The sequence below is a fragment of the Frigoribacterium sp. UYMn621 genome (genome assembly GCF_040549525.1).
GTDB lineage: Bacteria > Actinomycetota > Actinomycetes > Actinomycetales > Microbacteriaceae > Lacisediminihabitans.
Genome location: NZ_JBEPTM010000010.1, coordinates 72875 through 96558 on the forward strand (window position 1 = coordinate 72875; position 23684 = coordinate 96558).

The window sequence follows — 23684 nt, forward strand, 5'->3', positions numbered from 1 at the left end:
TACCCGGTAGTCTTGACGGCGATATGGACGAGCTCGATTTTTCTGAACAGATCGCCGCACTCCGCTCGACCTTCGCGGACATCCGCGCCGTCGTCGGTGTGGAGAAACTCCAGCGAGAGATCGCGGACCTGAGCGAGCAGGCCGGCGTGCCCGACCTCTGGGACGACACCGACAAGGCCCAGAAGATCACCTCCGACCTCAGTCACCGCCAGGCAGAGCTCGCCAAGATCGTGAGCATCCAGAGCCGGCTCGATGATCTCGAGATCATGGTCGAGCTCGCCAATGAGGAGGAGGATGCCTCGGCCGCGGCCGATGCGGGGGCCGAACTCTCCAGCATCCAGAAGCTGCTCGGTGAGCTGGAGGTGCAGACCCTGCTCAACGGAGAGTTCGACTCGCGCGCCGCCGTGCTCACCATCCGGGCCGGCGCAGGGGGAGTGGATGCTTCGGACTTCGCCGAAATGCTCATGCGCATGTACCTCCGCTGGGCAGAGCAGCACAACTATCCGGCGAAGGTGCTCGACACGAGCTACGCCGAAGAGGCCGGAATCAAGTCCACGACCATCGAGGTCGACGCGCCGTATGCCTTCGGCACGATGAGCGTGGAGGCCGGAACGCATCGTCTCGTTCGCATGAGTCCGTTCAACTCCGCGGGCAAGAGGCAGACCAGCTTCGCCGCGGTCGAGGTGATTCCGCTGATCGAGACCACCGACGTGATCGAGGTGCCGGAGGGCGACATCCGCGTGGATGTCTTCCGCTCCAGCGGCCCCGGCGGCCAGTCGGTGAACACCACGGACTCCGCCGTGCGCATCACCCACATCCCCACCGGCACCGTGGTATCGATGCAGAACGAGAAGAGCCAGATCCAGAACCGTGCCGCCGCGATGCGCGTGCTGCAGTCCCGCCTTCTGCTCATTGAGCGGGAGCGTGAGGCCGCCCAGAAGAAGGAGCTCGCCGGTGTGATCACCGCGAGTTGGGGCGACCAGATGCGCAGTTACGTGCTGGCGCCGTACCAGATGGTGAAGGACCTGCGCACGGACTACGAGGTCAACAACCCGACGGCGGTCTTCGACGGGGATCTCGACGGCTTCATCAACGCCGGCATCAAGTGGCGTAAGCGCGACCAGAGCGAGTAAGCCCGGTCGACCACCGGGTGCTGTGCTGGTCGAGTAGGTCGCTCAGCGACCGTGTCGAGACCTAGACCGCAAGCGTCTCCGGCGCATCTCCGAAGTCGTCGATCGGAAGGCGCGCCCCACCCTGAAGCGCCGACTGGTGGGCGACGATGCCGGGAAGGGTGAACCGGGCGGCGACCCACGCGTTCACCGGGGGGAGCGTTCCGTCGACGACCGCGGTGACGAAGTCGTCGGCCAGGAAGTGGTGGCTGCCCTCATGACCGTCCGGTGCGCCGAGGAAGCTCTCGGGCAGGCGCGAGGCGTCGTGCACCGGGGCGTGGCCGGAGATGAAGGAGGCGCGCAGCTCCGGCGCGACATGCGCGAGTGCCGCGTCATCCGCATCCATGGTCTCGCTGGTGGCGAGAAGCGCGGTCACGTCTTCGACGCCCTCCTTGTTCTGCCAGACCGACACCTCGGCGAGCTGTTCGAAGCTGCCCTCGGTGCCGAAGAAGCGGAAGCGGGATTCGCGGATGTGCGAGGGATACCCGACCCGGCGCATCTCGTTGATGCGCATCGATCCTCCGCCGTCCAGTTCGAAGAGCGCCGTCGCGTTCGAGAAGTCGTTGTCGAACATGCTGGTCTCGCGGTCGAACACGCCGTCGCCGCGGTCATCCGTCACCCCGATGCAGCTCACGCTGACGGCGTGGGTGGGGATCGCACCGAGCACCCCGCCGATGGAATGGGTGGGGTAGAGCATGGGAGGGTAGCTCGCGGTGCGCTTCCACTCGGGTCCGCCGCTGTATTCGTAGGCCGCATAGAAACCGAGATCCATGTCGTGCACGTAATCGCCCTCGGCGTAGAAGACGCGGCCGAAGGCGCCATCGGCGAACTTCTCCCGCGCGTAGACCGTGGCCGGGTTGTAGTAGCTCGTCTCACCCATCATGTAGGTGAGGCCGGTCTCGCGCACGGCATCGATGATCGCGGCGATCTCGTCCTCGGTGATCGCCATGGGCACGGCAGAGTAGACGTGCTTGCCCGCGCGCAGTGCCTCGAGCACCAGCGGTCCGTGGGTCCAGCGCTGGGTGAAGATCGCGATCGCATCCACATCGGAGGCGAGCATCGCGGCGAAGTCGGTGACGGTGCCGTCGAGCCCCTGGGTCTCGTTCAGTTCCGCGGCGCGCTCAGGGAGCAGGTCCGTCACCAGAACCCGGGACACCCGGGGGTGGAGTTTGAACAGCTTCGAGAACTGGCCGGCGAACTGGCCGGCGCCGACGACGCCAATGGAGATCGACATGAGCAACCTTTCTGGGGATCACAGCTTCATCGCTGCAGCATCGAATCTACTCGAGTAGTCGCATCCGGCGCATTATGAGAGTCGCGACATCCGGCCTGTCGCTCTTCCCGATTCGTCGAGTACCTCCTTAGAGTCAAACGGTCATGATTCGGTTTGATCAGGTAACCAAGCTCTACAAGGGGAACGCGCGCCCGGCGCTCAATGCGGTGACGCTTGAGATCCTTCGCGGTGAATTCGTCTTCCTCGTTGGAGCGTCCGGCAGCGGCAAGTCCAGCTTCCTGCGCCTCGTGCTCAAGGAGGAGAACCCCTCTAAGGGGCAGATCCACGTGCTCGGGCAGAATCTCGGGCAACTCACCAGCCGCAAAGTGCCCTATTTCCGTCGCAATCTCGGGGTGGTATTCCAAGATTTCCGACTCCTCCCGCAGAAGAACGTGTTCGACAACGTGGCCTTCTCGCTCCAGGTGATCGGCAAGTCCCGGGGATTCATCCAGGAGGCGGTTCCGGATGTGCTGAAGATGGTCGGCCTCGCCGGCAAGACCAACCGGCTGCCGCACGAGCTCTCCGGCGGTGAGCAGCAGCGCGTCGCGATCGCGCGCGCCATCGTGAACAAGCCCGCCATCCTGCTGGCGGATGAGCCGACGGGAAACCTCGACCCCTCCACCTCCGCCGGAATCATGACCCTGCTCGAGCGCATCAGCCAGAGCGGCACAACAGTGATCATGGCCACCCACGACGCGGGGATCGTCGACCAGATGCAGCGTCGAGTGATCGAACTGGTCAGCGGCCAGATCGTGCGTGACGAACGACAGGGCGGCTACCAGACCCAGACCATTCCCCTTCAGGGCTTCGGTCCGGCATCCGTCTCCCGCTCCAACCTCGGCATCGCCGGGCAGGCCGAGGAGGTCTCGCGATGAGGTTCGGATTGATCATGTCCGAGGTCGGCAACGGCCTGCGGCGCAACATCTCCATGGTCGTCTCGGTCATTCTCGTCACCTTCATCTCGCTCACCTTCGTGGGCGCCGCGATCCTGCTGCAGTTCCAGATCGGGCAGATGAAGGGGTATTGGAACGACCGCGCGCAGGTCTCGGTCTACATGTGCACCGACTCCTCGACGGCCGGCCAGTGCAACCTGGTCGAGGCGACCAAGAGCCAGAAGGCGGAGGTCGAGGCGCAGCTCAAGTCGCCCGCACTGGCCGGACTGATCAAATCGGTCACCTTCGAGAACCACGACCAGGTCTACAAGAACTACAAGACCTACTTCAAAGACACCACCGGTGCCGACTTCATCACCCCGGCCTTCCTCTCTGAGACCTTCTCGATCAACCTCAAGGACCCGTCGAAAGCCGATGTGATCCGGGAGAGCGTTGCGAGCCTCGCCGGAGTAGAGCAGGTGGTTGACCAACGCAAGTACCTCGATCCGATCTTTGCGGCGCTCAACGCCGCGAGTCTCACGGCGGTGAGCATCGCCGTGCTCATGCTCGTGGCGGCTGTGCTCCTCATCGCCACCACCATCCGACTCTCGGCATTCTCCAGGCGGCGGGAGCTCGGGATCATGCGACTGGTGGGCGCCTCGAACCGGTTCATCCAGACCCCGTTCATCCTGGAAGGGGTGATCGCCGCGCTCATCGGATCGGTGCTCGCGAGCCTCGCGGTCGTCTCGATCGTGCGGTTCTTCGTGCAGGGCTACCTCGGCACGCAGTCCCTCGACACCCCGTTCATCGGTCTGTCGGAGGCATACATCGTCGTGCCGATCCTCCTCGTGGTGGGAGCGGTGCTCGCCGCGGCATCCGCGAGTTTCGCGATCAGCCGCTACCTGAAGGTCTAGACCCCGTTAGACTGGAGGGCTGCGCGCGGATGGTCTGGGCGCAATCAATCCAGGAGTGAATCGTGCCGAAGGAACGTGGCCAGAAGGTTGTGGCCACCAATCGCAAAGCGCGTCACGACTACACGATCGAAGACACCTATGAGGCGGGACTGGTTCTCACCGGTACCGAGGTCAAGTCGTTGCGTGAGGGTCGGGCGTCCCTCGTCGACGGCTACGCCTTCGTCGAGTACGGCGAAGCCTGGCTCGACGCCGTGCACATTCCCGAATACAACCAGGGCACGTGGAACAACCATCCTCCCCGCCGCAAGCGCAAACTCCTTCTGCACAAGGCGCAGATCCTCAAGATCCACAACAAGACCAAAGAGGGCGGCTACACCCTTGTGCCGCTGAAGATCTACTTCAGCGACGGACGGGCGAAGGTCGAGATCGCCGTGGCCAAGGGCAAGCGCGAATACGACAAGCGCCAGGCGCTGCGAGAGCGCCAGGACAATCGCGAGGCTGATCGGGCCATGTCCGCGCGCCGCAACCTCGGCGACTGAGGGTTCTGCACCCGCGTTGTGCGGGGGAGCCGGAGCCAGCGGCCTCAGCTGGCGAGGAACCGCGCGTCTACGACCGCATCGACCTCGATGTCCTCCGGCGTGAGTGAGAGCTCCGGCGCGGATCCGGTGGCCATCATGCGTGCCATCGGGTGGGGTGCTCCGCCCGCGGAAGCGCCCACCTGGTCGCCGAGCATGCCCGGATCGGCGAGCGCGACCGCCCGCACGGAGCCGAGTCCGATGCTCTGGGCGTAGACGCTGGCCTTCGCCACGGCGTCCTTCACCGCCCGCGACCGCACCTCCGCGATCACCGCCGTCTTGCGCGCCTCCGTCAAAGCCCAGGTGATCGCGCCGACGGTGAGGCCGTCGAGAACTGCCACCTTCTCGATCCACTCCGCCATCACCGCGAAATCATTGAACTTGACGTTGAATCCGATCCGCGAGTGGAAGACGGGTGGCAGCTGCGCGCCGTCCTGGCTCCAGGGTCTGGTGCTCCAGACCTGGATGCTGTCGCTCGACCACCACGTGATCGGACCGGTCGCGGGGGCGTGTTGCTGCGCCAGCAGCGAACGGACGGTGGATGACGCGGTCACGGTCTCGGCGAACACCGGTTCGCGGATCGGCCCTTGGAAACCGACCGAGAGCTGCACGGTGGCCCGTTCCGGCGGATAGAACGACGAGAATCTGCCCTGCACGGTGATGATGGTGTCGGTCATGATCGCCTCCATTGGTGTCGGGTCGTGACCTCATCATTCCACGGGCGGTGGATTCTGCCCGGGCATTCGACGTATGCTTGAGGGCTGCCGACAGGCAGTGTGGTTCGCTTGCGGACCGTGACAATTCAACAGCGCGCGATAGCTGCTCACTCTTCCCGCACGTCGGGAAGGTGCACTTGGGGATGATCGGTTTCGACATTGCCTGCGTGAGTGTGAGAAGCGGGTCGAGGATGCAGGGTTATCTCGTAAACGATCTCTGCAAACAATAAGTGCGAAATCTAACCGCGCTGACTTCGCTCTCGCTGCCTAAGCAAGAGCACTCATGAAGTCCGTCAGTCTGGGGATGCTCTCTAACCAGATCCTGGCGTAATTTAGGGAGATTGCTGCGGTGTTACGTCTCAGGGCGCCGCGGGACTTGAACTGGGACTGGGCTCGTCGGATTGGATGCCAGTGGCAAATTCCGGAGCCGAGCAGAACGATTTCACTGGATACACCCGTAGAAGGCATATGACCACAGCAGTGGACGGGGGTTCAATTCCCCCCATCTCCACCCTTGCGGCTGTCGCGCGTTGTTGAATGGTCGTACCAGACCTGCCGAATGTGGCATCCGTGGCGCTGAAGGCGGGACATCGACGCATGGCCAGGAAGCGCGACAAGCGCCCTGTTCCGGGCCTTCCCAAGCTGAGCCGTCCCTACGTGCGTATCCCCGCGGGAGAGCCGATCTCCCTCGAGCGGGCCGTGGAAGAGGGGCTGCTGATCGCCCGCTCCGCCCTCACCATGGATGTCAAGAACCGCATCATCGTGAGCGCCCTGCGCGATGACCATCGCTTCGATGCGGCGGAGACCGCGTCATGGGTCGCGCTGGAGTTGACCCACCTCTCCGCAGAGCAGGCCGGGTACGCCGCGCGGATGACAGAGTTGGCGAACAGCCTCAGCAGCGCCCGTGGCACGACCTCGAAGGAGCACGACTACGGCCCGCGGGACTTCCGTCAACTCACTCGCCGCGGCCTGGCGTACGCATCCCTGTCCGACGAGCTCGCGCGGCTGGTGGATGATCGGGACTTCGTCGAGAGCGTCACGGAGGATGCGCGCAGCCAGGCCTGGTCGGAACTCGGCACCGCGATCGAATCGCGGCTCGACCACGGACCGATGCAGAAACCGGACGCCGACTACGAGCTCGAACGCGACACCCGACTGCGAGCCTTCATCGCCATCGATCTCGCCCGCTTGCGGCGCAGCGCCGGCGAGATCGATTCGCACTGAGCCGGCTCAGTGCAGCCGCAACCAGAGGAACCGGTGCGCGCCGAGAGTGATCCCGCCCGAGAGCGTCACCACGTGTCCCGTGACGAGGTCCATCGCGCGCTCCGGCATCCCGGACAGTGTCTCGGCCGAGACCTCTGCGGGGCCGTCGGAGAAGTTCGCGAGCACGAGCACGGTGGTGTCGGGGCCCGGACGCTGGTAGCCGAGCACATGAGGGTTATGGGTACCGAATGGCACCAGTCGTCCGCCCGCGAACTCGCTGGTGTTGCCGCGTACCTCGATCAACCGGCGCAGCCCCTGGTAGATGCGACCGGCGTCCGTGGTCGGGTCCGCGCGGGTCGCGTAGGCGGATGCCGGGTAGGGAGGTCGACCAACCCAGCGACTGTCGTCGGCGTGCGTCGGCACCTCGAGATAGCCGTAGTCATTGAGCTGACCCACCTCGTCGCCGAGGTAGAGCAGCGGGATGCCCCCGGTACTCAGGATGATCGAGTGGGCGAGCAGGATGCGATCGATCGCCCCGGCATCGTGGGCTTCCAACCCCGCCAGTGACGCTGTCGTGCCCGAGATGCGGCAGTCACCGGTGCGGGGATTGTCCTGGAACGGCACCCCGCGGGCGAAGCTGCCCTCGAAGCGATTGACGTAGAAGGAATTGAGGAAGCGGCGGTGGTCTGAGCCGTTGATGCCCAACTCTGCGGCGTCCTCGTCGGCGAAGGTCCAGCCGATGTCATCATGGCTTCTCACATAGTTGACCCAGGCCGTGCCAGGGACGATCGCGTGCCGACGCTCGAGGGCCTGCGAGAGCAAGCCAACCTCGCGGGTGGCGAGTGAGTTCCAGATGAGCGCCATCTGCAGAGGGTTGTAGCTCAGCTGGCATTCCTCGAGCGAGATGTATTCCGCGACCTGGTCGGGGTGCACGATGGCCTCCGACTTGAAGAGCACGGATGGCGCGGCGATGCGGCACACCGCGTTGAACGCCTGGATCAGCAGGTGCGCCTCCGGAAGGTTCTCGCTGCTCGTTCCGAGCTGCTTCCAGATGAACGCGACGGCGTCCATCCGCAACACGTCGACGCCGAGGTTCGCGAGAAAGAGCATCTCTCCCGCCATGGCGCGGAAGACCGCGGGATTGCGGTAGTTGAGGTCCCACTGGAAGGAGTGGAACGTGGCCCAGACCCAGCGACCGTCGGGCAGGGGGACGAAGGAGCCGGAATGGTCGTCGGGGAAGATCTCCCGCACGGTGAGCTCGAATTCGTCGGGCATCGTGCGGTCAGGGTAGATCCAGTAGAACGCCTCGTGCTCGGGGTCGCCGGCGAGGGCTTTGCGGGCCCACTCGTGCTCGTTCGAGGTGTGGTTGAAGATGAAGTCGAGCACAAGCGAGATGCCGTTGGCCCGCAGTTCCGCGGCCAGTTCGGCCAGTTGCGTCATGGTGCCGAGGCTCGGGCTCACGGCGCGATAGCTCGACACCGCGTAGCCGCCATCCGAGTTGTCCTCCGGGGCGAGGTACAGGGGCATGAGGTGCAGGTAGGTCAGCCCGAGCTCCCGGAAGTAGGGGATGCGCGAGCGGAGGCCGGTGAGATCGCCGGCGTAGAGGTCCACGTAGCAGACGCCACCGAGCATCCGGTTCGACTGGTACCAGTCCGGCAGGGTCGCGCGACGGGAGTCGAGGGCACGGAGGTCGGCGGGGCGACGCTGCCACGACTGGGCACAGTCGACGGCGAGGAGGGCGAGTTGCTCGCTCGCCTCTTCCCCGTCGCCGTAGATGCGATGGAAGAGTTCGGCGAGCCGGGGGGACTCGGCGTCGAATCGCTCTTCGAATGACGCCCAGTCCGCGTCGGTGGTGGTGTCGCGGCGGCTGGCCGAGACTCGGTCGCGGAGGGGAAGCGGCGTCGCTTCCGTCCGCTCGTCAATAGGGCGCACGGCTGCAAGTGTAGGTGGCGAGGTCAGTCCCGGCCCGCTGGTGCCGTCGCGATTCGGCGATGAATCGACTTGGTCTGGAGGTAGGCGATCAGTCCCTCCGGCCCGAGCTCGGTGCCGAGGCCGGAGTCGTGTCGGCCCGCGAAGGGCGCCGCGTGATTCGAGGCGAAGAAGTTGATTCCGACTGAACCGGTGTCCAGTCGGCGGGCAAGGGCGAGGGCGGCGTCGTCATCGGTCGAGAAGATCGTTCCCCCGAGACCGAAGCTCGTGTCATTGGCGATCGTCACCGCTTCGTCGATCGACGAATACCTGAGGATCGACAGCACCGGCCCGAAGATCTCCTCCCTGGCGATGCGCATGTCCGGCGTCACGTCGGCGAAGACGGTCGGAGTCACCCAGAAACCGCGATCGAACGGGGGTGGCACGTCACCGCCCGTGGTTGGCCGTGCGCCCTCGGCGATCCCCGAGCGGATGTAGCTCACGACGGTGTCACGCTGGGCGGAGGTCGCCGACGGCCCGAACACCGTTGCCGGGTCGAGCGGATCTCCCTGCGGGGCGGCCGCGATGGTGGCCGTGACCATGTCGACGGTTTCGGCATAGCGCTCGGCGGGCACGAGCATCCGGGTGGAGATGTAGCAGGTCTGGCCGGTGTTACGCATGCAGGTGCGGATGAGCACGCGGGAGAGGGCATCCAGGTCGACATCGGGCAGCAGGAGAGCACTCGACTTGCCCCCGAGCTCCAGCGTCACGGGTCTCAGCAGCTCTCCGCAGGTGGCGGCGATGGAGCGCCCGACCGGCGTGGACCCGGTGAAAGCCACCTTGGAGACCAGCGGATGTCGCACCAGCGCGTCGCCGATCGCACTCGGTCCCGTGACCACATTGAGCACTCCGGCGGGGAGCCCCGCTGCTGCCGCGGCGTCCGCGATGAACCGGATGGACAGGGGGGTTGCCGATGCCGGCTTGATCACCACGGTGCATCCGGCCATCAGCGCCGGTGCCAGTTTCGCGACGACGAGGTTGATCGGGAAATTCCAGGGCGCGATGAGAGCACAGACACCGATGGGCTCCCTCAACACCACGGTCTCCGCCGAACCATCCGGGAACGGGCGGACATCGGGTGCGGCAAGAGAGTTCGCAAGCCCCGCGTAATAGCGGAAGATGCTCGCGGCATTCGACGCCGCCCGGGAGGTCTCCGCGACCGGTGACCCGTTCTCGAAGGTGTTGGTGTGCGAGAGGGGCCGGGAACGCTTCTCGATCTCGTCGGCGACACGCAGAAGCACGGCCGCCCTGGTGGAGGGTGCGACATCGCGCCACCCCGTGCCGACGAAGGCGCGATGGGCCGAGGAGACCGCGCGATCGAGGTCTCCCTTGCTCGCTTGAGGCACCGACCCCCACACGTCGCCGGTGGCCGGGTTCGTCACGGCGGTGCGGCCGGATCCCTCCGCCCGCGTCCATTCACCGTCGATGAACACGTCGTCGGTGTGCGTGTAGGGCAGCTCGGGCTGTGCGCCCGCGAGGGGGGACGGCTGGTCGAGAAGGTGGGAACGCATCAGATCAGCGAGGTTCGGAGCAGCGCTTCCGCGCGCTCGAGTTCGGTCAGCGCCATCTCTAGCGCCGCGGAGGTGATGAGCTCCGGGATGATGTCCGTGCGCAGGCGCTGGCAGTAGGCGGAGGGAACCTGCCCGAACCAGCTCGATGCGAGAGCGATCCCCGCCGGGGTGAATCTCCAGAGCCGGTCCGCATCCCGCACGAGTGAATCCTCGATCGAGTACGACTCGGCCCGGGTGTCGTGGCCGTCGATGATGTCGGTCACCCGCGCGATGAAATCGGTGTCGAAACCGAGTCCGGGCAGCACCTCCCGTGCGATCTCGCAGCCCTTGATCTCGTGCTCGAAGCGGATCTGCGCGCGGCGCCAGTCCGCGCCGAACCCCTCCGAGATGATCTTCGTCTCGTCGACCCGCGCCCAGCCCGTGTCGTGCAGCAGGATGGCCACGCGCACGACGAGGGAGTCTGCTTCCGGGTACGAATCGCATAGCCTCTCCGCAAAAGCGAACGAGATGGGGATGTGGATGTTGTTGCCCCTGGTCTGCATCTCGACCTCGACCGCTCGCCACAGTCCGTCCAGGTCGGAGGCGGAGTCGGCCGCGATGGCGATGGGGGAGGTATCCACCGGATGTTGGGTCTGAAGCGTCACGACGCTCTCACTTTCTTTCTAGCGCTGGCTCGGCAGCGAGGAGCTTTTTGAGGGAGACGGAGGTGTCGGTCACGAGCCCGGCCGGGATGGCCTGGCCCGTGTGGAGGGCCTGTCGAACCGTGATGAAATCCAAGGGGCTGTTGATGCAGTCCGCGGCGATGATCCCCCCGTCGCGGTAGTAGAGCACGGAGAACTTCTCGGATTCGGGGTCGCCGCGCAGGACGACCTGGTCGTGTCCCGCCGAGAGACCGGCAATCTGCAGCTTGAGGTCGGCCTGATCGGACCAGAACCAGGGGACGGTGCGGTGCTCGGCATCGAGGCCCAATAGGGTGGCCGCGGCCACCTTGGCCTGCTCCACCGAGTTCTGCACGCTCTCGAGACGCACCCGGCCGTTTCCGAAGTCGGTGATGGAGGGATTCGGCATGTTCGCACAGTCGCCGGCGGCCACGGTGAACCCGTCGGAGGTTCTTGCGTGGGAGTCGACGACGATGCCGTTGTCGACGGAGAGACCGAGCTGCTCCGCGAGTTCGGTACGCGGCACGACGCCGACGCCGATCAGCACGAGATCAGCCGGCACGATCGACCCGTCGCCGAGTTCGACGCCGGCGACCGAGCCCTTCGCCCCCACGATCCGGGTGACCCGCGCATCGAGCACGATGGTCGTGCCGCGCCGGCGATGGGCCCGCAGGTAGAACTCGCTCGTGGCTTCGGAGACGGCTCGTCCGATCAACCGGGGGGCCGCTTCGAGCACGGTCACGGTCTTGCCGGAGGCGCGTGCACCGGCCGCGACTTCGAGGCCGATGAATCCGCCACCGATCACCACGACATTCTTCGCGGTGCGGAGGTTGCGCTCGAGGGCCGCGGCATCCTCGAGATCCCGCAGGTAGGTGACACCGCCGAGCTCCGAGCCGTCGAGCGGGATGCGGCGCGGGCGTGCGCCGACAGTGAGCGCGAGCCGTGCGAAGCCGAAGATCCGTCCGGATGCCGCAACGGCCTCGCCACCCCGCGCATCTCGCGATATCTGCACGATCTGTTCACCGGTCACGATGTCGATGTGATGGTCGGCGTAGAAGTCGGGGGTGCGGAAGGTGAGTGACTCCGCCGTCGCCTCCCCCTTCAGGAACGCCTTCGAGAGGGGTGGGCGCTGGTAGGGCGGATGCGCCTCCTCGCCGATGAGCACGATCGGATCGGTGTCACCGAGCTCGCGGAGGCTCGCTGCGAGCTGCACCCCGGCCTGGCAGTTGCCGATGATGAGAGTACCGCGGCGCTGCGCGGAGGGACGGTCGGACATGGCGGTCACACCTGTGTTTCCGGGGTGCGCACCCGTGCGACGACGCCGTCGCTCAGCGACAGTTGGCACGAGAGACGGGAATTCTCCTGGCGGTCGACCGCCGTGCCGTCGAGCATGTCGTCTTCGAGCTCCTCCATGGGAGGGAATGCGGCGGTGCTGTCCGCGCACAGGAACACATGGCAGGTCGCGCAGGAGAGACTTCCTCCGCACTCGGCGACGATCCCCGGCACGCCGTTACGCACCGCGGTCTCCATGACGGAGTCCCCGGCTTGGGCGTCGAGGGTGACCTCGCTGTCGTCCTGGGCGATGTAGGTGATGGTGGGCATTTTCGGGGTCTCCTAGGTGAACTGCCGGCCACCGTCGACCACGATGGTCTGGCCGGTGATGTAGGCGCTGCCGGGCCCGGCCAGAAACAGGGCCGTTCCCACGATGTCGTCGGGTTCGCTCGAGCGACGGATCGCTCCGCGGTCGACCCCGTAGGTCTCCGCATCCTCCATGAGTCCGTAACTCGCTTCGGTGAGCGTGAATCCTGGGGCGATCGCGTTGACCGTGATGGAGCGTGCGCCGAGCTCCTTCGCGAGCACTCGGGTGAGGGCGATCACGCCCCCTTTCGAGGCCACGTAGTGCGCCCAGTGCGCGGAACCACTCATGACCGTTGCCGAGGAGAGGTTGATCACGCGGGCGCCCTCCGCGAGGTGCGGTGAGCACGCGCGGGTCACCAGCCAGGGGCCCTTGAGGTTGACGGCCATCACCCGATCCCACTCCTCCGGGTCGATCTCGGTGAAGGGGGAGCGGGTGATCGTCGCGTAGATCGCGGCGTTGTTGACGATCACCTCGAGGTGGCCGTCCCCGAACTCCGCTGCCGCCGTCGCCATGGCCGACACCGACTGCAGGGAGGTCACGTCCACGGCGATCGCGAGGGCTCGTCCACCGGCAGATTCGATGAGAGCCGCCGTCTCCGCAGCGCCCTCGAGATTGACATCGGCGACGGCGACTCGGGAGCCCTGCCCAGCGAAGGCGAGGGCGAAGGCACGGCCGAGGCCACCGGCCGCACCGGTGACGAGCACCGTCCGTTCGGTGGTCGCGGCCGTGCCCGCGTCAGGCATGGCTGCTTGCGAGTGCGGGTTCGGCGACCACCGGGGCGTCGATGATCGTGACCCTTCCGGTGTTGCCATCGACGCGGAGCCACTGTCCCGTGGTGATCTCGGCGGAGGCCGTGCCGGTTCCGGTCACCGCCGGCATGCCGTACTCGCGGCAGACGATCGCAGCGTGGCTCATCATGCCACCGATGTCCGTGACGGTGGCCCTGATCTTGCCGAAGATCGGACCCCACGACGGCGCGGTGACGGGAGCCACGAGGATGTCGCCCACCTGCACCTCCGAGAGCTGGTCGGAGCTGCTGATGACCCGTGCCGGGCCCTCCGCGATGCCGCTCGAGGCGGCCATTCCGCGGAATTCGCCCTCCGGAGCATCGGAGTCGCCCAACCAGTTCGCGATCTGGTCGGAGGTGATGCCCCACAACATGAGGGTGAATGGCTCCGTGATGACGGCGGGCGGGGTATTGAGAGCGGGCTGCGGGCGCTGCTTCGACAGGGCGTCGATGATCACCGTGCGGCGAGCGATCTCCGCCGGCCAGTAGTCCGGGCCGATGGCCGGGGCGCCGACAGCCCACCCGGTGACGTAGTCGAAGAGTGCCTCGCGCACCTCGTCCCGGCGCAGGTAGAACATGTCGTTCGGGTTCGCCCAGAAGCCCTGCTCGTGCAGCATGTTCGACAGCTGACGCGCCTTGCGCCAGAACACGCCCATCGTCCAGTGCTCGATGTAGAAGTTGTGGTTCTCCACGTAGGGATACACCTGCCTGGCGAGGCCGAGCTTGCCCTGGAACGCCTCGAGCTGTTCGGGCGAGAGCAGTTCGGAGTATTCCTCGGTGATGCGGTCGCGTTCCACGATGAGTTCGGCGACGGGGCGGTCGATGTTCTCGCCGAGCTCGAGCCGGGAGATGTAGTCGCCGATGTATCCGAGCGGAAGCTCGAGGTAGTCCATCCAGTACTTGTCATGGGCATAGAAACCGTTGCCGACCGTGAAGTTGAACCACGGGTCCTTGGCTTCCTCCCACGCGGCGAGCCAGGCGGACCCACCGGGCGCCGCTCCGATCGCGGCAAGGGTCGCGTCGGGATCGGCCGTGTTGCCGAAGTGGCCGGTCAGGTGCAGCTCGATGGCGAGCTTCGCCAGCTTCTTGAGCTCGTCATCCGGTCGGAACAGCTCCATGTCCACTCCCTGCACCATCTTCGCGACGGCCTGGTCCGGGATGCCGGGGAACACCTCTGTGCAGTAGGTGAAGAAGTCGAGGTAGGCGACGTAGCCGAGGTTCAGGAATTCGAAGTGGTACTGCCAGGCGCGGAAGGCGAGAGAGATGAGCTTGTCGAAGGTGTTCATGAGGTCGTCGTTCGGGCCGGTGCCCTTGCCCGACAGCACGTCGTCGATGTCGACGGCATCCGGCAGCGCCTCGAAGCTCAGGGCATTGAGCTCCTCGATCGTCGAGTGGATCTTGCCCTTCCAGCGTTCGAGCAGGGTGTCCCAGTTCTGGAAGTAGTGGCCGGCGCGCTGCATGAACTGGGGCACCCGTGCCGCGATCTCGTCGGGGGCGACACCGACCGGGGACATGAAGACGTAGCCGTTGTGGATGCGGAACTCGATGCCGTTGGCCGGCGGGATGAGCAGGTGGCGCGAGTTGTACTGGCCGAGACAGGACACGGCGAACTCGAACCCGATCGTCTCGAAGGGCTTCGTCACGGTCGGCCAGTGCTGGCTGTCGCAGAACCAGAACTTGCTCTCCTCGACCTCGCGGCGATTCTCCTGGAAGACGAGGTTGTAGGCGTAGAGATCCTTCCATCCCTCGCCCCCTTCCGCGGGCTCGAGGGCATAGGGACTCGGGAATGACTTCTCTGTCATGTCAGGCAACCGTTCTGTTGGAGGTGCGGGTCTTGGTGGGGTGTCTTAGGCCCGGGCGGCCTGGGACAGGAGTGATTTGGTGATGCTCTCGATGCCGAATCCGGCGGAGGCGATGGTGATCGTCCCGCTGTCGGTCGACGAGAAGACGGTCTCGGGACGGGACTGGAGCAACAGCAGGTTCTCGCCGGCCGGGAGGTCTCGGTCGAGCGCCCATTCGATGTCCTGGGGTGCCTTGAAGTGCCGCTCGGCCCTCTTCGCGATCGTGGCGATCGCGGTGATTTCGGCGTCGTCGATGCAGAACTCGTTTCTGCGCGGCCCGGTCACCTCGATCTCGACGAGGGCTCGCGCACCGACATCCGGAACCAGTTCGGCGTGCTTGTCGCCGAGGGTCTGCCTCACGACCATGAGCATGACCTTGTCGACCATGATGTTGTCGGGTGTCACCTGGCCGGAGACGACGAGCTCACCGAGTCCATAGGAGGCTTCGATGACGATCTTCGATCGGTCGCCCGTTGTGGGGTCCATCGTGATGGCCACGCCGGCCACCCTCGCGTTCACCATCTTCTGCACGGCGACGGCCATCGACAGTCCCTCGTTCGGGATCTTGTTCTTCAGGCGGTAGATGATTGCGCGTGAGGTGTACAGGGAGGCCCAGCACCGGCGGATGTGCTCTGTCACCTCCGGGAGGCTCGTGAGCCAGAGGTAGGTGTCCTGCTGCCCGGCGAAGCTGGCCTCCGGAAGATCCTCCGCCGTCGCCGACGAGCGAACGGCCACGGGGACGGGGCTGTCGAACCGGGACTGGAGTGCCGCATAGGCCTCGACGGTTGCCGAATGCAGTTCCTTCGGCACCGGGCGGGAGGTGATCTCCGACCGGAGCCGCTCCGACACCCGATCGACGGCGTCGATGTCGTCCGCATCGAGGCTGAGGAGGAGGGAGTGGATGTCGTCGGCGATGCCGGCCTCGGCGATGAACGCGTCATAGGCGGCGGTCGTGATGGCGAATCCGGGAGGCACCGGCATTCCGGCCGCGGTCAGTGCGACGAGAGAGGCGCACTTGCCGCCGAGGAGCGCGTGCTCCGGCGGGGTGTCGTCGTCGAAGAACTGGATGAATGGGTGACTCATTTTTCAAACTCCCAGCGGACGGGCACCGATGTCGGTGCGCGGAATGACAGGTTCTCTCCGAAGGTGATCTTCTCCCCGTCGACGAGTCGGAGGGCGGGAACGGCCGCGATCGTCTCCTCGATCACGATCCGGTCCTGCAGCTTTGCGAGGATATTTCCGAGGCAGTAATGGATGCCGAATCCGAAGGCGAGGTGAACGCGGGCGTTCGGGCGGCTCACGTCGAACACCTCCGGCTCCTCGAAGATGGTCGAGTCGCGGTTGGCTGACCCCATCAACAGCAGGATGTCCGCGCCGCGGGGGATGGGTGTGCCGGCGATCTCGGTGTCGACGAGAGCCTTCCGGCGCCAGCCGACGATCGACGGGCTGAAGCGCAGGGTCTCGTCGATGGCACCGGGAATGCGGCTCGGGTCGTCGACGAGCTTCTGCCACTCCTCCGGATAGCTCAGCAGCAGTCGGATCGTGTTGGAGATCAGCGTGGTGGTGGTCTCGTGGCCCGCGAACAGCAGGCTGTAACAGACCGATGCGATCTCGTGATCGCTGATCTCCGCCCCCTCGAGCTGGGCGCGTACGAGGTCTGCCACGAGGTTGTCTCCGCCGTTCTCATGGGCGTCCGACACCAGTCGCAGGCATTCGTTCCAATAGTCCACGAGGTTGTGCGCGTGCGGGATCTGTTCGTCGTCGGAGAGATCGCCCCAGGTCATCGCCGCTCGTGAGTCCGACCACTTCTTGTAGGTCGGCACCATCTGGGGGCCGACCCCAAGGAGTCCGAGGATCGTGATGGTGGGGATGTCCACCGCCACGTCCGCGAGGAAGTCGCCGCGGCCATCCGGGTGCGCGAGCATCTGCTGCAGCAGCCGAGCGGTGTTCTCGCGGATGACCGGCTCGAGTGCCGTGAAGCGGCGGGGGCTGAATTCCTTCTGCACGATCGCGCGCATGCGGCTGTGTTCCGGGGGGACGCGGGCGGACAGTCCGGAGTAGGCCGTGAACCCGCCCTCGTTCATGATGCGCACGGCTTCTGCGCTGCGCGGCCGAACCGGGGCCTGGGCGTTCTCGCTGCTGAAGGTCTGCCAGTCGGCGAAGACGGCCTTGATGTCCTCGTACCGCGAGACCACGTAGTACCCGATGCGCTCGTCGAACATGACGGGTTCCTCGGCGCGCAACTCGGCGTAGGAGGCAAAGGGATCGTTCATGACGAAGGGCTCGTACCCGTGGTGGTCCGTGCCCCCACTGGGCACCGGGCATCCGCCGGTGGGGGCGGCGACGACCGGGGAAGAGGCGGTGGTCTGAGCGTTCACGTCGAGCTCCTTCTTGGGTTCCACACCTTCGTGGAGTTGGCACCATCTAACGTCGTCGGTCGGTCGAGCGAGCGGGATGTGTCCACTGGATGGACTCGAACTGCGCGGACGACTACCTCGCGGGTCGGCGGTGAAGCACCTCGTTGCGAAGAGTGGAGGCGGGAACTCGGGCGATCCCGGATTGGATCCGCTCCGCGGTGCCCAGCAGGATGGGCACATTGTGCTCGAGCTGGTGCGCGCGGGAGGTCGGGAGCACCATGCCGAGGGCGGCGACGACGTGCCCCTCGCCGTCGAAGACCGGAACAGCGATCGAGCACGATCCGAGACGCACCTCCTCTGACGCGATGGCGAACCCCTGGGCCCGGATCCGCTCCAGGTCCTTGCCGATCAGGGCGGGATCGGTCTTGGTGAACTCCGTGCGCTGCGCGAGGTCGCTCACGAGCACGGCGTCTCGCACCCAGTCCTCCTCGAAAGCGAGCATCGCCCGCCCGACGGCGGTGGCATGCATGGGGAGGCGCCCGCCCACCCGGGAGGCCTGCGGAACCCTCCGGGTGCCGTAGACCCGGTCGATGTAGAGCACCTCTGCTCCGTCGCGGATGGCGATGTGCACGGTCTCGCGGGTGAGTCCGAAGAGGTCCTGGAGAAAGGGGCGAGCCACATCGCGCAGTTGACGGCCGGCGTGTTGGCCGAGCTCCCACAGCCGCAGGCCGATCTGGTAGCGGCCCCGCGCATCCCTCTGCACGGCTCCCCACTCCTCGAGCTCGCCGAGGAGTCGATGGGTGGTGCTGTGGGGCAGGCCGCTCGCCGTGCTGATCTCGCTCAGGGAGCGAGGGGCGGGGCTGCCCTCGAACACCGCGAGGATGCTCAGGATGCGGGACGTGACCGATTGCCCCGGAGTGGTCGTGCCGCCTGCCATGCCGCGCTCCTCACGCCCCGAACCGCCGACAGCGTCGGCGCCTCTCACCGCACTGTGTGAGAAGTGTCCCACCGGATGAACGGGTGCAGGGGGACCAAGGTCACGCGCCAGGGCGATGCGTGGCTGCGTTCGCCTCCCCCCTGATTGGTGCGAATTCGCACAAGGCAAGTGCGAAAAGAGCCGTTGACCCGAAATTTGCGTGCAGGAATACTCAGTAGGTCGGGGAGTCGGTCTCGACATTCCTCCAGCGCCGCCAGGAAAGAGAATCGATGAACAGCTCGACAGTGCCCCAGGTCGTTTCGCCTGAGGGCGGTTCCCTTGCCGGGTTGCGGGCGCTCGTCACCGGGGGCGCGAGCGGCATCGGAGCGGCCTCGGCCCGCGCGCTCGCGGCGCGCGGTGCCCACGTCGTGGTCGCGGACGTCGATGCCACCGGCGCGGCAGCGCTCGCCACCGAGATCGGCGGCTCAGCCTGGGCCGTCGACCTCCTCGACGCGGACGCCCTCACCGATGACGCGCTCGCCGCTCCGCTCGCGGGCATCGACATCCTCGTGAACAATGCGGGCATCCAGCGGGTCAGTCCGATCGAGGAGTTCGATCCGGCCGACTTCCATCGCATCCTCGCGCTCATGCTCGAGGCTCCGTTCCTCCTGATCCGTGCCGCGCTTCCGGGAATGTACGCGCGCGGCTTCGGTCGCATCATCAATGTGTCGTCGGTGCACGGCATCCGCGCCTCGGCTTTCAAGAGCGCCTACGTCGCGGCCAAACACGGCCTCGAGGGTCTCTCGAAGGTCACCGCCCTCGAGGGGGGAGAACACGGCGTCACCAGCAACTGCGTCGCGCCGGGATACGTGCGAACACCGCTCGTGGAGAAACAGCTCGCGGAGCAGGCGGCGGTGCACGGCATCCCTGAATCGGAGGTGCTGAGCCGCATCATGCTCACCGAGAGCGCGATCAAGCGTCTCGTGGAGCCGCGGGAGGTGGCATCCCTCGTCGCCTGGCTCGCCTCGCGGGAGGCGGCGATGGTCACCGGCGCCAGCTACACCATGGACGGCGGATGGTCGGCTCGCTGAGCTCGCGGCCTCAGCGACTCGTCAGACCGAGCAGTTCGGCCTCCGAGGCGACCGTGCGATCCCGCAGGGCGTCGGCAACGGCTGCGACCGCGGGCTGGCGCAGTGATTCGCTGCGCAGCACCATCCAGTAGGGCAGCTGTTCCGCGAACTGGTCCGGCAGAAGCCTCACCAGGTCGGGATGACGGTCGGCCATGAAGCACGGCAGGAAGCCGATGCCCGAACCGGCGCGCGTCGCCTCCACATGCACGAAGACGTTGGTGGAGCTGATCGAATCGCGCATCGTCGGCACGAGACGACGCGGGGCATCGAGATCGTCCACCTGCAGCATCGAATCGACGAAATAGACGAGGGGATGGGTCATCAGCTCCGCGGCATCCGCCGGGGTGCCGACGCGGTCGAGGTAGTCGCGCGAGGCATACATGCCGAGAACGTATTCGCCGAGCTTCACCGCTTCGGCCCGGTGCACCTGCGGTGCGCCGACCACCACCTCGATGTCCAGCCCGGAGCGGTGCTGCATCGCCCGGCGGGTCACCGTGAGGATCTCCACGCTCAGGTTCGGATGCTGCCGCTGCAGCGCGGTGATGGCCGGTGTGGCGATGTAGGCGCTGAACCCGTCGGTGGCCGACATCCGCACCACACCGCTGAGCTGGCGGGCGTCTTCGCCGGTGCTGCCGAGCCCCGCGATCGCCGCTTCCACGTCTTCTGCGGCACGCACGGCGCGCCGCCCCAGCTCGGTCAGTTCCCAGCCCCCGACGGTGCGAGAGAGCACCCGACCGGAGAGCGTCGTCTCGAGCGCGGCGATGCGCCGCGAGACTGTGGTGTGGTTGAGGCCGAGGCTGTCTGCGGCAGAGGTGAATCGCCCCGTGCGCGAGACGGCGAGCAGCACGAGAAGGTCATCGGGATTGGCGGATGTCGCGGCAGGCTCGAGCACATCTGCAAGTATGCACACAAAATGTGCGCAAGTGGTCATTGAGGCACGACTTCTCTGCAGCAATACTCAGTGAAGCCCGACCGCTCGTCCTCAAGAACGCGCGGTCCCATCGACAGGTGTCAGAGACGACACTGGAGGAGAGCGACATGAGCGTCAGCAGAAGCGTCGGAACGGCCGAGAGCGGGGGACCCGCGGGGGAAGGCTCGGCGGGTGCCGTGACCAGCACCTCGGGACTTCGCAAGATCGTGGCCGCGTCCATGGCCGGAACCGTGGTGGAGTGGTACGAGTTCTTCCTGTACGCGACCGCCGCGAGCCTCGTCTTCGGCACCTTCTTCTTCCCCAACGCGGGCACCCAGCTCGACGGCATCATCGCGGCATTCCTCACCTACGCGGTCGGCTTCGTCGCCCGGCCGATCGGGGGGATCGTCTTCGGCCAGATCGGCGACCGCCTCGGCCGCAAGCACACGCTGCAGGTGACGATCATCCTCGTGGGTGTCGCCACCTTCCTGATGGGCTGCCTACCGGGCTACAACAGCATCGGCTACTGGGCTCCCGCGCTCCTGGTCGCGCTGCGGTTCATCCAGGGCTTCGCCGTCGGCGGCGAGTGGGGCGGTGCCGTGCTGTTGGTCGCCGAGCACAGCCCCGACAAGGCACGCGGATTCTGGTCGAGCTGGCCGCAGGCGGCTGTGCCGGTCGGCAACCTGCTTGCGACGCTGGTGCTGCTCACGATGTCGTGGATCCTGCCGAACGACCAGTTCCTCAGCTGGGGATGGCGAGTCGCCTTCTGGCTCTCGGCCGTGATCGTGGTGATCGGGTACTACATCCGCTCGCACGTCAACGAGGCGCCGATCTTCCTCGAGGCCCGCGCCCAGGTGGAGGCCGAGAAGGCCGTCAGCTACGGCGTGACCGAGGTGCTCAAGAAGTACCCGCGTGGCGTGCTCCAGGCGATGGGGCTCCGGTTCGCGGAGAACATCCTGTACTACATCATCGTGAGCTTCTCGATCGTCTATCTCGTGACGGTGCACCAGTACAACACCAGCCAGCTGCTGCTCGCCCTGTTGATCGCACACGTCGTGCACTTCCTGGTGATCCCGCAGGTCGGTCGGCTCTCCGATCGCTTCGGACGCAAGCCGATCTACCTCATCGGCGCGGTGCTGGGGGCGACCTGGGCGTTCTTCGCCTTCCCGATGTTCGACACGCTGAACCCCGTGGTCATCGTCGTCGCCATCACGATCGGGCTGATCTTCCACGCGTTCATGTACGCCGGCCAGCCCGCCATCATGTCTGAGATGTTCCCCACCCGCATGCGCTACTCCGGGGTCTCCCTCGGCTACCAGGTCACCTCGATCCTGGCCGGGTCGCTCGCTCCCATCATCGCCTCGGCGCTGCTCCAGCAGTACAAGTCCTGGGTGCCGGTGGCCATCTACATCGTGATCGCCTGTGTGATCACCGCCGCGACGGTGCTCACGCTGCGGGAGACCCGAGGGGCATCGCTGCGCGATGTGGACTCGGCGGATGCCCGCAAGCACGGCCTCGTTCCGGCCGGAGGGCGCTGACACCCCCGCCTCCCTCGCGAGTTGCACTCTTGTGCGGGTCGGACCTCCGTCCGGGTCGCGGAAGAGTGCAACTCGCGTGGTGTCACACGGGGAGACTCTGCGGAACGGATCGACGAGCGGCTAGGTTCCGCGACGCGGAACTGACGCCGCGGGGGACCGCCTACGCGAAGACGCGGAAGTCGAGCAGCTTGTAGACCGGCGTCAGCACGGCGAGCAGCGGGGCGAGAAGGCGAAGCAGGTAGGTGATCACGGTCACGTGGACGAAGTCGCCGAAGGCGAAGAGCACGATGCCGATGAGGGCGAGGATCACGGCGGCCACCAGGCCGTTGGTCGTCTTGAGGAATGGTGCCGCGAAGCCGACCGAGACGGCAAGGATGCCGATGTCGACGAGGAAGGCCCCGGTCTCGGCGTTGGGGGCGAGGTGGGAGACCGACCACAGGGTGATTCCGATGGCCCAGCCGAGCACGAAGACCAGGCCGGCGATCGGCTTGGTGAGATCGCGTGATGCGGGCATGGGGAACGCTCCTTCTTCCGGCAGCCGAACACCCGGCTGACCCAGACGATCTTATCGCGCAGCCGCCGGGGCTTTTGCGAGGTTGCTCGTCGCCCACGCCGCGAGTTCGTCGAGCGCGGGCAGGAGGGCGAGCCCCGAGGCCGAGAGCCGGTACGACACGGACACGGGCGGTCCGGCATCCACGGTCCGGTCCACGATGCCCGCCGCGACCAATTCGGTGAGGCGCTCCGAGAGCACCGAATCGCTGATGCCGACGACTGCCCTCTTGAGCTCGGAGAAACCGGCAGTTCCGGTCTTGAGGGTGCCGAGGATCACCCCGTTCCAGCGCTTGCCGAGAAAGTCGAACGCTCGCGCGAGGGCGGAGTCGCACATTCGCGGGTCGGATTCGGCGCTGATCTGGTCGGGCATGGAATGAAGTCTACAGTGCTACTATTACAAGAGCAGCTAGTTTTATACTAGTAACTTCATCTTTACAATCGGACTGCCATGACCCTCTCCCCAGCCCCCGCCCTCGACTCCCTGAACGATGCCGGCCGCTCGCTGCTGTTCACCGAGGCGCGCACCGCCAACACCTTCGCCGACGTACCGGTGACGGATGCCGAGCTCTCCCAGATCTGGGACCTCGCCAAATGGGCTCCCACCCAGGCGAACCTCCAGCCGCTCCGCGTCGTCTACGTGCAAAGCCCCGAAGCTCGTGCACGGCTCGTCCAGCACATGTCCGACGGCAACAAGGAGAAGACGCTCGCCGCGCCGGCCGTCGCCGTCCTCGCCCTCGATTCCCGATTCCACGAGCACGTGCCGACGGTCATGCCGTTCATGCCGCAGCTCGAGGAGGTCTTCGAGGGCAACGAGGATGCCCGCTACAGCACCGCTCGCCTCAACTCAGCGCTCCAGGCCGGGTACTTCGTGCTCGCCGTGCGCGCGCAGGGTCTCGCGGCCGGTCCCATGAGTGGCTTCGACTCGGCAGCATTCGACGCCGACTTCTTCCCGGACGGGCGCCTCAAGTCCTTCATGGTGGTCAACATCGGCCACCCGGGCGAGGGAGCGTTCCGCAACCGTCTTCCGCGTCTCGACGCCGCGCAGGTAGTCGATTTCGCCTAGCTGTAGTTCCCGGGGACGTTGTGAACGCGTTCGATAGGTGACTTGCCGCCGATGCCGGTGTGGGGTCTGTGGTGATTGTAGCCGTGGACCC

General features: G+C 66.1%; 23 protein-coding genes and 1 other RNA gene. 9 read left to right on the forward strand and 15 right to left on the reverse strand.

Translation table 11 applies throughout. The features are described from left to right. Positions 1–23 precede the first annotated feature (23 nt). Positions 24–1133: a peptide chain release factor 2 gene (gene prfB / locus ABIB54_RS14555; RefSeq protein ID WP_185203078.1), complete on the forward strand. Its 1110-nt coding sequence runs from the start codon at positions 24–26 to the stop codon at positions 1131–1133. A 61-nt stretch (positions 1134–1194) separates the two neighbouring features. Here the strand turns inward: prfB and ABIB54_RS14560 are convergent, their stop codons facing one another. Next, positions 1195–2403 (reverse strand): Gfo/Idh/MocA family protein, encoded by a 1209-nt coding sequence (locus tag ABIB54_RS14560; protein ID WP_354576241.1) that lies wholly within the window; start codon positions 2401–2403, stop codon positions 1195–1197. 143 nt (positions 2404–2546) lie between these two features. Here ABIB54_RS14560 and ftsE point away from each other — a divergent pair, with 143 nt between their 5' ends. The 3 genes from ftsE (at position 2547) to smpB (ending at position 4767) form a co-directional block, all read left to right on the forward strand. Then, the gene (gene ftsE / locus ABIB54_RS14565; protein WP_354576242.1) at positions 2547–3317 is read left to right on the forward strand and encodes a cell division ATP-binding protein FtsE; all 771 of its coding nucleotides are present in this window, start codon (positions 2547–2549) and stop codon (positions 3315–3317) included. Then, a complete protein-coding gene (ftsX, locus tag ABIB54_RS14570) occupies positions 3314–4228 on the forward strand; it encodes a permease-like cell division protein FtsX (RefSeq protein WP_354576243.1) in 915 nt (304 codons plus the stop codon). The genes ftsE and ftsX overlap by 4 nt, the downstream gene beginning before the upstream one ends. Before the next feature lie 62 nt (positions 4229–4290). Continuing rightward, positions 4291–4767, forward strand: a complete 477-nt coding sequence (gene smpB, locus ABIB54_RS14575) for an SsrA-binding protein SmpB (protein ID WP_185203085.1) — start codon at positions 4291–4293, stop codon at positions 4765–4767. 44 nt (positions 4768–4811) lie between these two features. On the opposite strand, the gene ABIB54_RS14580 is transcribed toward smpB, so the two are convergent. Then, a complete protein-coding gene (locus tag ABIB54_RS14580) occupies positions 4812–5480 on the reverse strand; it encodes an SIMPL domain-containing protein (RefSeq protein ID WP_354576244.1) in 669 nt (222 codons plus the stop codon). Between the two features lie 178 nt (positions 5481–5658). Here ABIB54_RS14580 and ssrA point away from each other — a divergent pair. Together ssrA and ABIB54_RS14590 are read left to right on the forward strand one after the other, a co-directional pair. Beyond that, positions 5659–6033: a transfer-messenger RNA gene (gene ssrA, locus ABIB54_RS14585) on the forward strand. 23 nt (positions 6034–6056) lie between these two features. After that, on the forward strand, positions 6057–6743 hold the full coding sequence (locus tag ABIB54_RS14590; protein ID WP_354576245.1) for a hypothetical protein: 687 nt from the start codon (positions 6057–6059) through the stop codon (positions 6741–6743). Between the two features lie 6 nt (positions 6744–6749). Here ABIB54_RS14590 and ABIB54_RS14595 read toward each other — a convergent pair whose 3' ends face one another. The 10 genes from ABIB54_RS14595 to ABIB54_RS14640 form a co-directional block, all read right to left on the reverse strand. Then, positions 6750–8654 (reverse strand): alpha-amylase family glycosyl hydrolase, encoded by a 1905-nt coding sequence (locus tag ABIB54_RS14595; RefSeq protein WP_354576246.1) that lies wholly within the window; start codon positions 8652–8654, stop codon positions 6750–6752. A gap of 23 nt (positions 8655–8677) precedes the next feature. After that, positions 8678–10201, reverse strand: coding sequence for an aldehyde dehydrogenase family protein (locus tag ABIB54_RS14600; RefSeq protein ID WP_354576247.1), 1524 nt, complete (start codon positions 10199–10201; stop codon positions 8678–8680). Then, positions 10201–10845 carry an HD domain-containing protein gene (locus ABIB54_RS14605; RefSeq protein ID WP_354576248.1) on the reverse strand — a complete coding sequence of 215 codons (645 nt, stop codon included), beginning with the start codon at positions 10843–10845 and terminating at the stop codon, positions 10201–10203. Before ABIB54_RS14605 ends, ABIB54_RS14600 begins: the two co-directional genes overlap by 1 nt. A 7-nt stretch (positions 10846–10852) precedes the next feature. Then, a complete protein-coding gene (locus ABIB54_RS14610; RefSeq protein ID WP_354576249.1) occupies positions 10853–12136 on the reverse strand; it encodes an NAD(P)/FAD-dependent oxidoreductase in 1284 nt (427 codons plus the stop codon). 5 nt (positions 12137–12141) lie between these two features. Then, positions 12142–12462 carry a 2Fe-2S iron-sulfur cluster-binding protein gene (locus tag ABIB54_RS14615; RefSeq protein WP_354576250.1) on the reverse strand — a complete coding sequence of 107 codons (321 nt, stop codon included), beginning with the start codon at positions 12460–12462 and terminating at the stop codon, positions 12142–12144. A gap of 12 nt (positions 12463–12474) precedes the next feature. Continuing rightward, positions 12475–13242: an SDR family NAD(P)-dependent oxidoreductase gene (locus tag ABIB54_RS14620; RefSeq protein ID WP_354576251.1), complete on the reverse strand. Its 768-nt coding sequence runs from the start codon at positions 13240–13242 to the stop codon at positions 12475–12477. Further along, positions 13235–15088, reverse strand: a complete 1854-nt coding sequence (locus tag ABIB54_RS14625) for a PEP-utilizing enzyme (protein ID WP_354576252.1) — start codon at positions 15086–15088, stop codon at positions 13235–13237. The genes ABIB54_RS14620 and ABIB54_RS14625 overlap by 8 nt, the downstream gene beginning before the upstream one ends. Before the next feature lie 45 nt (positions 15089–15133). Continuing rightward, entirely contained in the window at positions 15134–16210 is a 1077-nt protein-coding gene (locus tag ABIB54_RS14630) for a PEP/pyruvate-binding domain-containing protein (protein WP_354576253.1), read from the reverse strand. Next, the gene (locus tag ABIB54_RS14635) at positions 16207–17505 is read right to left on the reverse strand and encodes a cytochrome P450 (RefSeq protein WP_354576254.1); all 1299 of its coding nucleotides are present in this window, start codon (positions 17503–17505) and stop codon (positions 16207–16209) included. The genes ABIB54_RS14630 and ABIB54_RS14635 overlap by 4 nt, the downstream gene beginning before the upstream one ends. A gap of 112 nt (positions 17506–17617) precedes the next feature. Further along, positions 17618–18421, reverse strand: a complete 804-nt coding sequence (locus ABIB54_RS14640; protein WP_354576255.1) for an IclR family transcriptional regulator — start codon at positions 18419–18421, stop codon at positions 17618–17620. A gap of 269 nt (positions 18422–18690) precedes the next feature. Between ABIB54_RS14640 and ABIB54_RS14645 the strand changes: the two genes are divergently transcribed. Next, positions 18691–19491: a 3-hydroxybutyrate dehydrogenase gene (locus ABIB54_RS14645; RefSeq protein WP_354576256.1), complete on the forward strand. Its 801-nt coding sequence runs from the start codon at positions 18691–18693 to the stop codon at positions 19489–19491. A 10-nt stretch (positions 19492–19501) separates the two neighbouring features. Here ABIB54_RS14645 and ABIB54_RS14650 read toward each other — a convergent pair whose 3' ends face one another. Further along, on the reverse strand, positions 19502–20461 hold the full coding sequence (locus tag ABIB54_RS14650; RefSeq protein WP_354576257.1) for a LysR family transcriptional regulator: 960 nt from the start codon (positions 20459–20461) through the stop codon (positions 19502–19504). A 107-nt stretch (positions 20462–20568) separates the two neighbouring features. Between ABIB54_RS14650 and ABIB54_RS14655 the strand changes: the two genes are divergently transcribed. Further along, positions 20569–21978 carry an MFS transporter gene (locus ABIB54_RS14655; RefSeq protein WP_354576258.1) on the forward strand — a complete coding sequence of 470 codons (1410 nt, stop codon included), beginning with the start codon at positions 20569–20571 and terminating at the stop codon, positions 21976–21978. A 160-nt stretch (positions 21979–22138) separates the two neighbouring features. Here the strand turns inward: ABIB54_RS14655 and ABIB54_RS14660 are convergent, their stop codons facing one another. Together ABIB54_RS14660 and ABIB54_RS14665 are read right to left on the reverse strand one after the other, a co-directional pair. Continuing rightward, positions 22139–22492, reverse strand: a complete 354-nt coding sequence (locus ABIB54_RS14660; protein ID WP_354576259.1) for a hypothetical protein — start codon at positions 22490–22492, stop codon at positions 22139–22141. 51 nt (positions 22493–22543) lie between these two features. After that, a complete protein-coding gene (locus tag ABIB54_RS14665; protein ID WP_354576260.1) occupies positions 22544–22900 on the reverse strand; it encodes a winged helix-turn-helix transcriptional regulator in 357 nt (118 codons plus the stop codon). A 78-nt stretch (positions 22901–22978) separates the two neighbouring features. Here ABIB54_RS14665 and ABIB54_RS14670 point away from each other — a divergent pair, with 78 nt between their 5' ends. Further along, a complete protein-coding gene (locus ABIB54_RS14670) occupies positions 22979–23593 on the forward strand; it encodes a malonic semialdehyde reductase (protein WP_354576261.1) in 615 nt (204 codons plus the stop codon). Positions 23594–23684: the final 91 nt, after the last annotated feature.

Excerpts from the sequence above, each read along its gene's own strand:
- prfB (WP_185203078.1), top strand. The coding sequence starts at position 24 with ATGGACGAGCTCGATTTTTCTGAACAGATCGCCGCACTCCGCTCGACC.
- ABIB54_RS14560 (WP_354576241.1), bottom strand. The coding sequence starts at position 2,403 with ATGTCGATCTCCATTGGCGTCGTCGGCGCCGGCCAGTTCGCCGGCCAG.
- ftsE (WP_354576242.1), top strand. The coding sequence starts at position 2,547 with ATGATTCGGTTTGATCAGGTAACCAAGCTCTACAAGGGGAACGCGCGC.
- ftsX (WP_354576243.1), top strand. The coding sequence starts at position 3,314 with ATGAGGTTCGGATTGATCATGTCCGAGGTCGGCAACGGCCTGCGGCGC.
- ABIB54_RS14580 (WP_354576244.1), bottom strand. The coding sequence starts at position 5,480 with ATGACCGACACCATCATCACCGTGCAGGGCAGATTCTCGTCGTTCTAT.
- ABIB54_RS14590 (WP_354576245.1), top strand. The coding sequence starts at position 6,057 with ATGGTCGTACCAGACCTGCCGAATGTGGCATCCGTGGCGCTGAAGGCG.
- ABIB54_RS14600 (WP_354576247.1), bottom strand. The coding sequence starts at position 10,201 with ATGCGTTCCCACCTTCTCGACCAGCCGTCCCCCCTCGCGGGCGCACAG.
- ABIB54_RS14610 (WP_354576249.1), bottom strand. The coding sequence starts at position 12,136 with ATGTCCGACCGTCCCTCCGCGCAGCGCCGCGGTACTCTCATCATCGGC.
- ABIB54_RS14615 (WP_354576250.1), bottom strand. The coding sequence starts at position 12,462 with ATGCCCACCATCACCTACATCGCCCAGGACGACAGCGAGGTCACCCTC.
- ABIB54_RS14620 (WP_354576251.1), bottom strand. The coding sequence starts at position 13,242 with ATGCCTGACGCGGGCACGGCCGCGACCACCGAACGGACGGTGCTCGTC.
- ABIB54_RS14625 (WP_354576252.1), bottom strand. The coding sequence starts at position 15,088 with ATGACAGAGAAGTCATTCCCGAGTCCCTATGCCCTCGAGCCCGCGGAA.
- ABIB54_RS14630 (WP_354576253.1), bottom strand. The coding sequence starts at position 16,210 with ATGAGTCACCCATTCATCCAGTTCTTCGACGACGACACCCCGCCGGAG.
- ABIB54_RS14640 (WP_354576255.1), bottom strand. The coding sequence starts at position 18,421 with ATGGCAGGCGGCACGACCACTCCGGGGCAATCGGTCACGTCCCGCATC.
- ABIB54_RS14645 (WP_354576256.1), top strand. The coding sequence starts at position 18,691 with ATGAACAGCTCGACAGTGCCCCAGGTCGTTTCGCCTGAGGGCGGTTCC.
- ABIB54_RS14650 (WP_354576257.1), bottom strand. The coding sequence starts at position 20,461 with ATGACCACTTGCGCACATTTTGTGTGCATACTTGCAGATGTGCTCGAG.
- ABIB54_RS14655 (WP_354576258.1), top strand. The coding sequence starts at position 20,569 with ATGAGCGTCAGCAGAAGCGTCGGAACGGCCGAGAGCGGGGGACCCGCG.
- ABIB54_RS14660 (WP_354576259.1), bottom strand. The coding sequence starts at position 22,492 with ATGCCCGCATCACGCGATCTCACCAAGCCGATCGCCGGCCTGGTCTTC.
- ABIB54_RS14665 (WP_354576260.1), bottom strand. The coding sequence starts at position 22,900 with ATGCCCGACCAGATCAGCGCCGAATCCGACCCGCGAATGTGCGACTCC.
- ABIB54_RS14670 (WP_354576261.1), top strand. The coding sequence starts at position 22,979 with ATGACCCTCTCCCCAGCCCCCGCCCTCGACTCCCTGAACGATGCCGGC.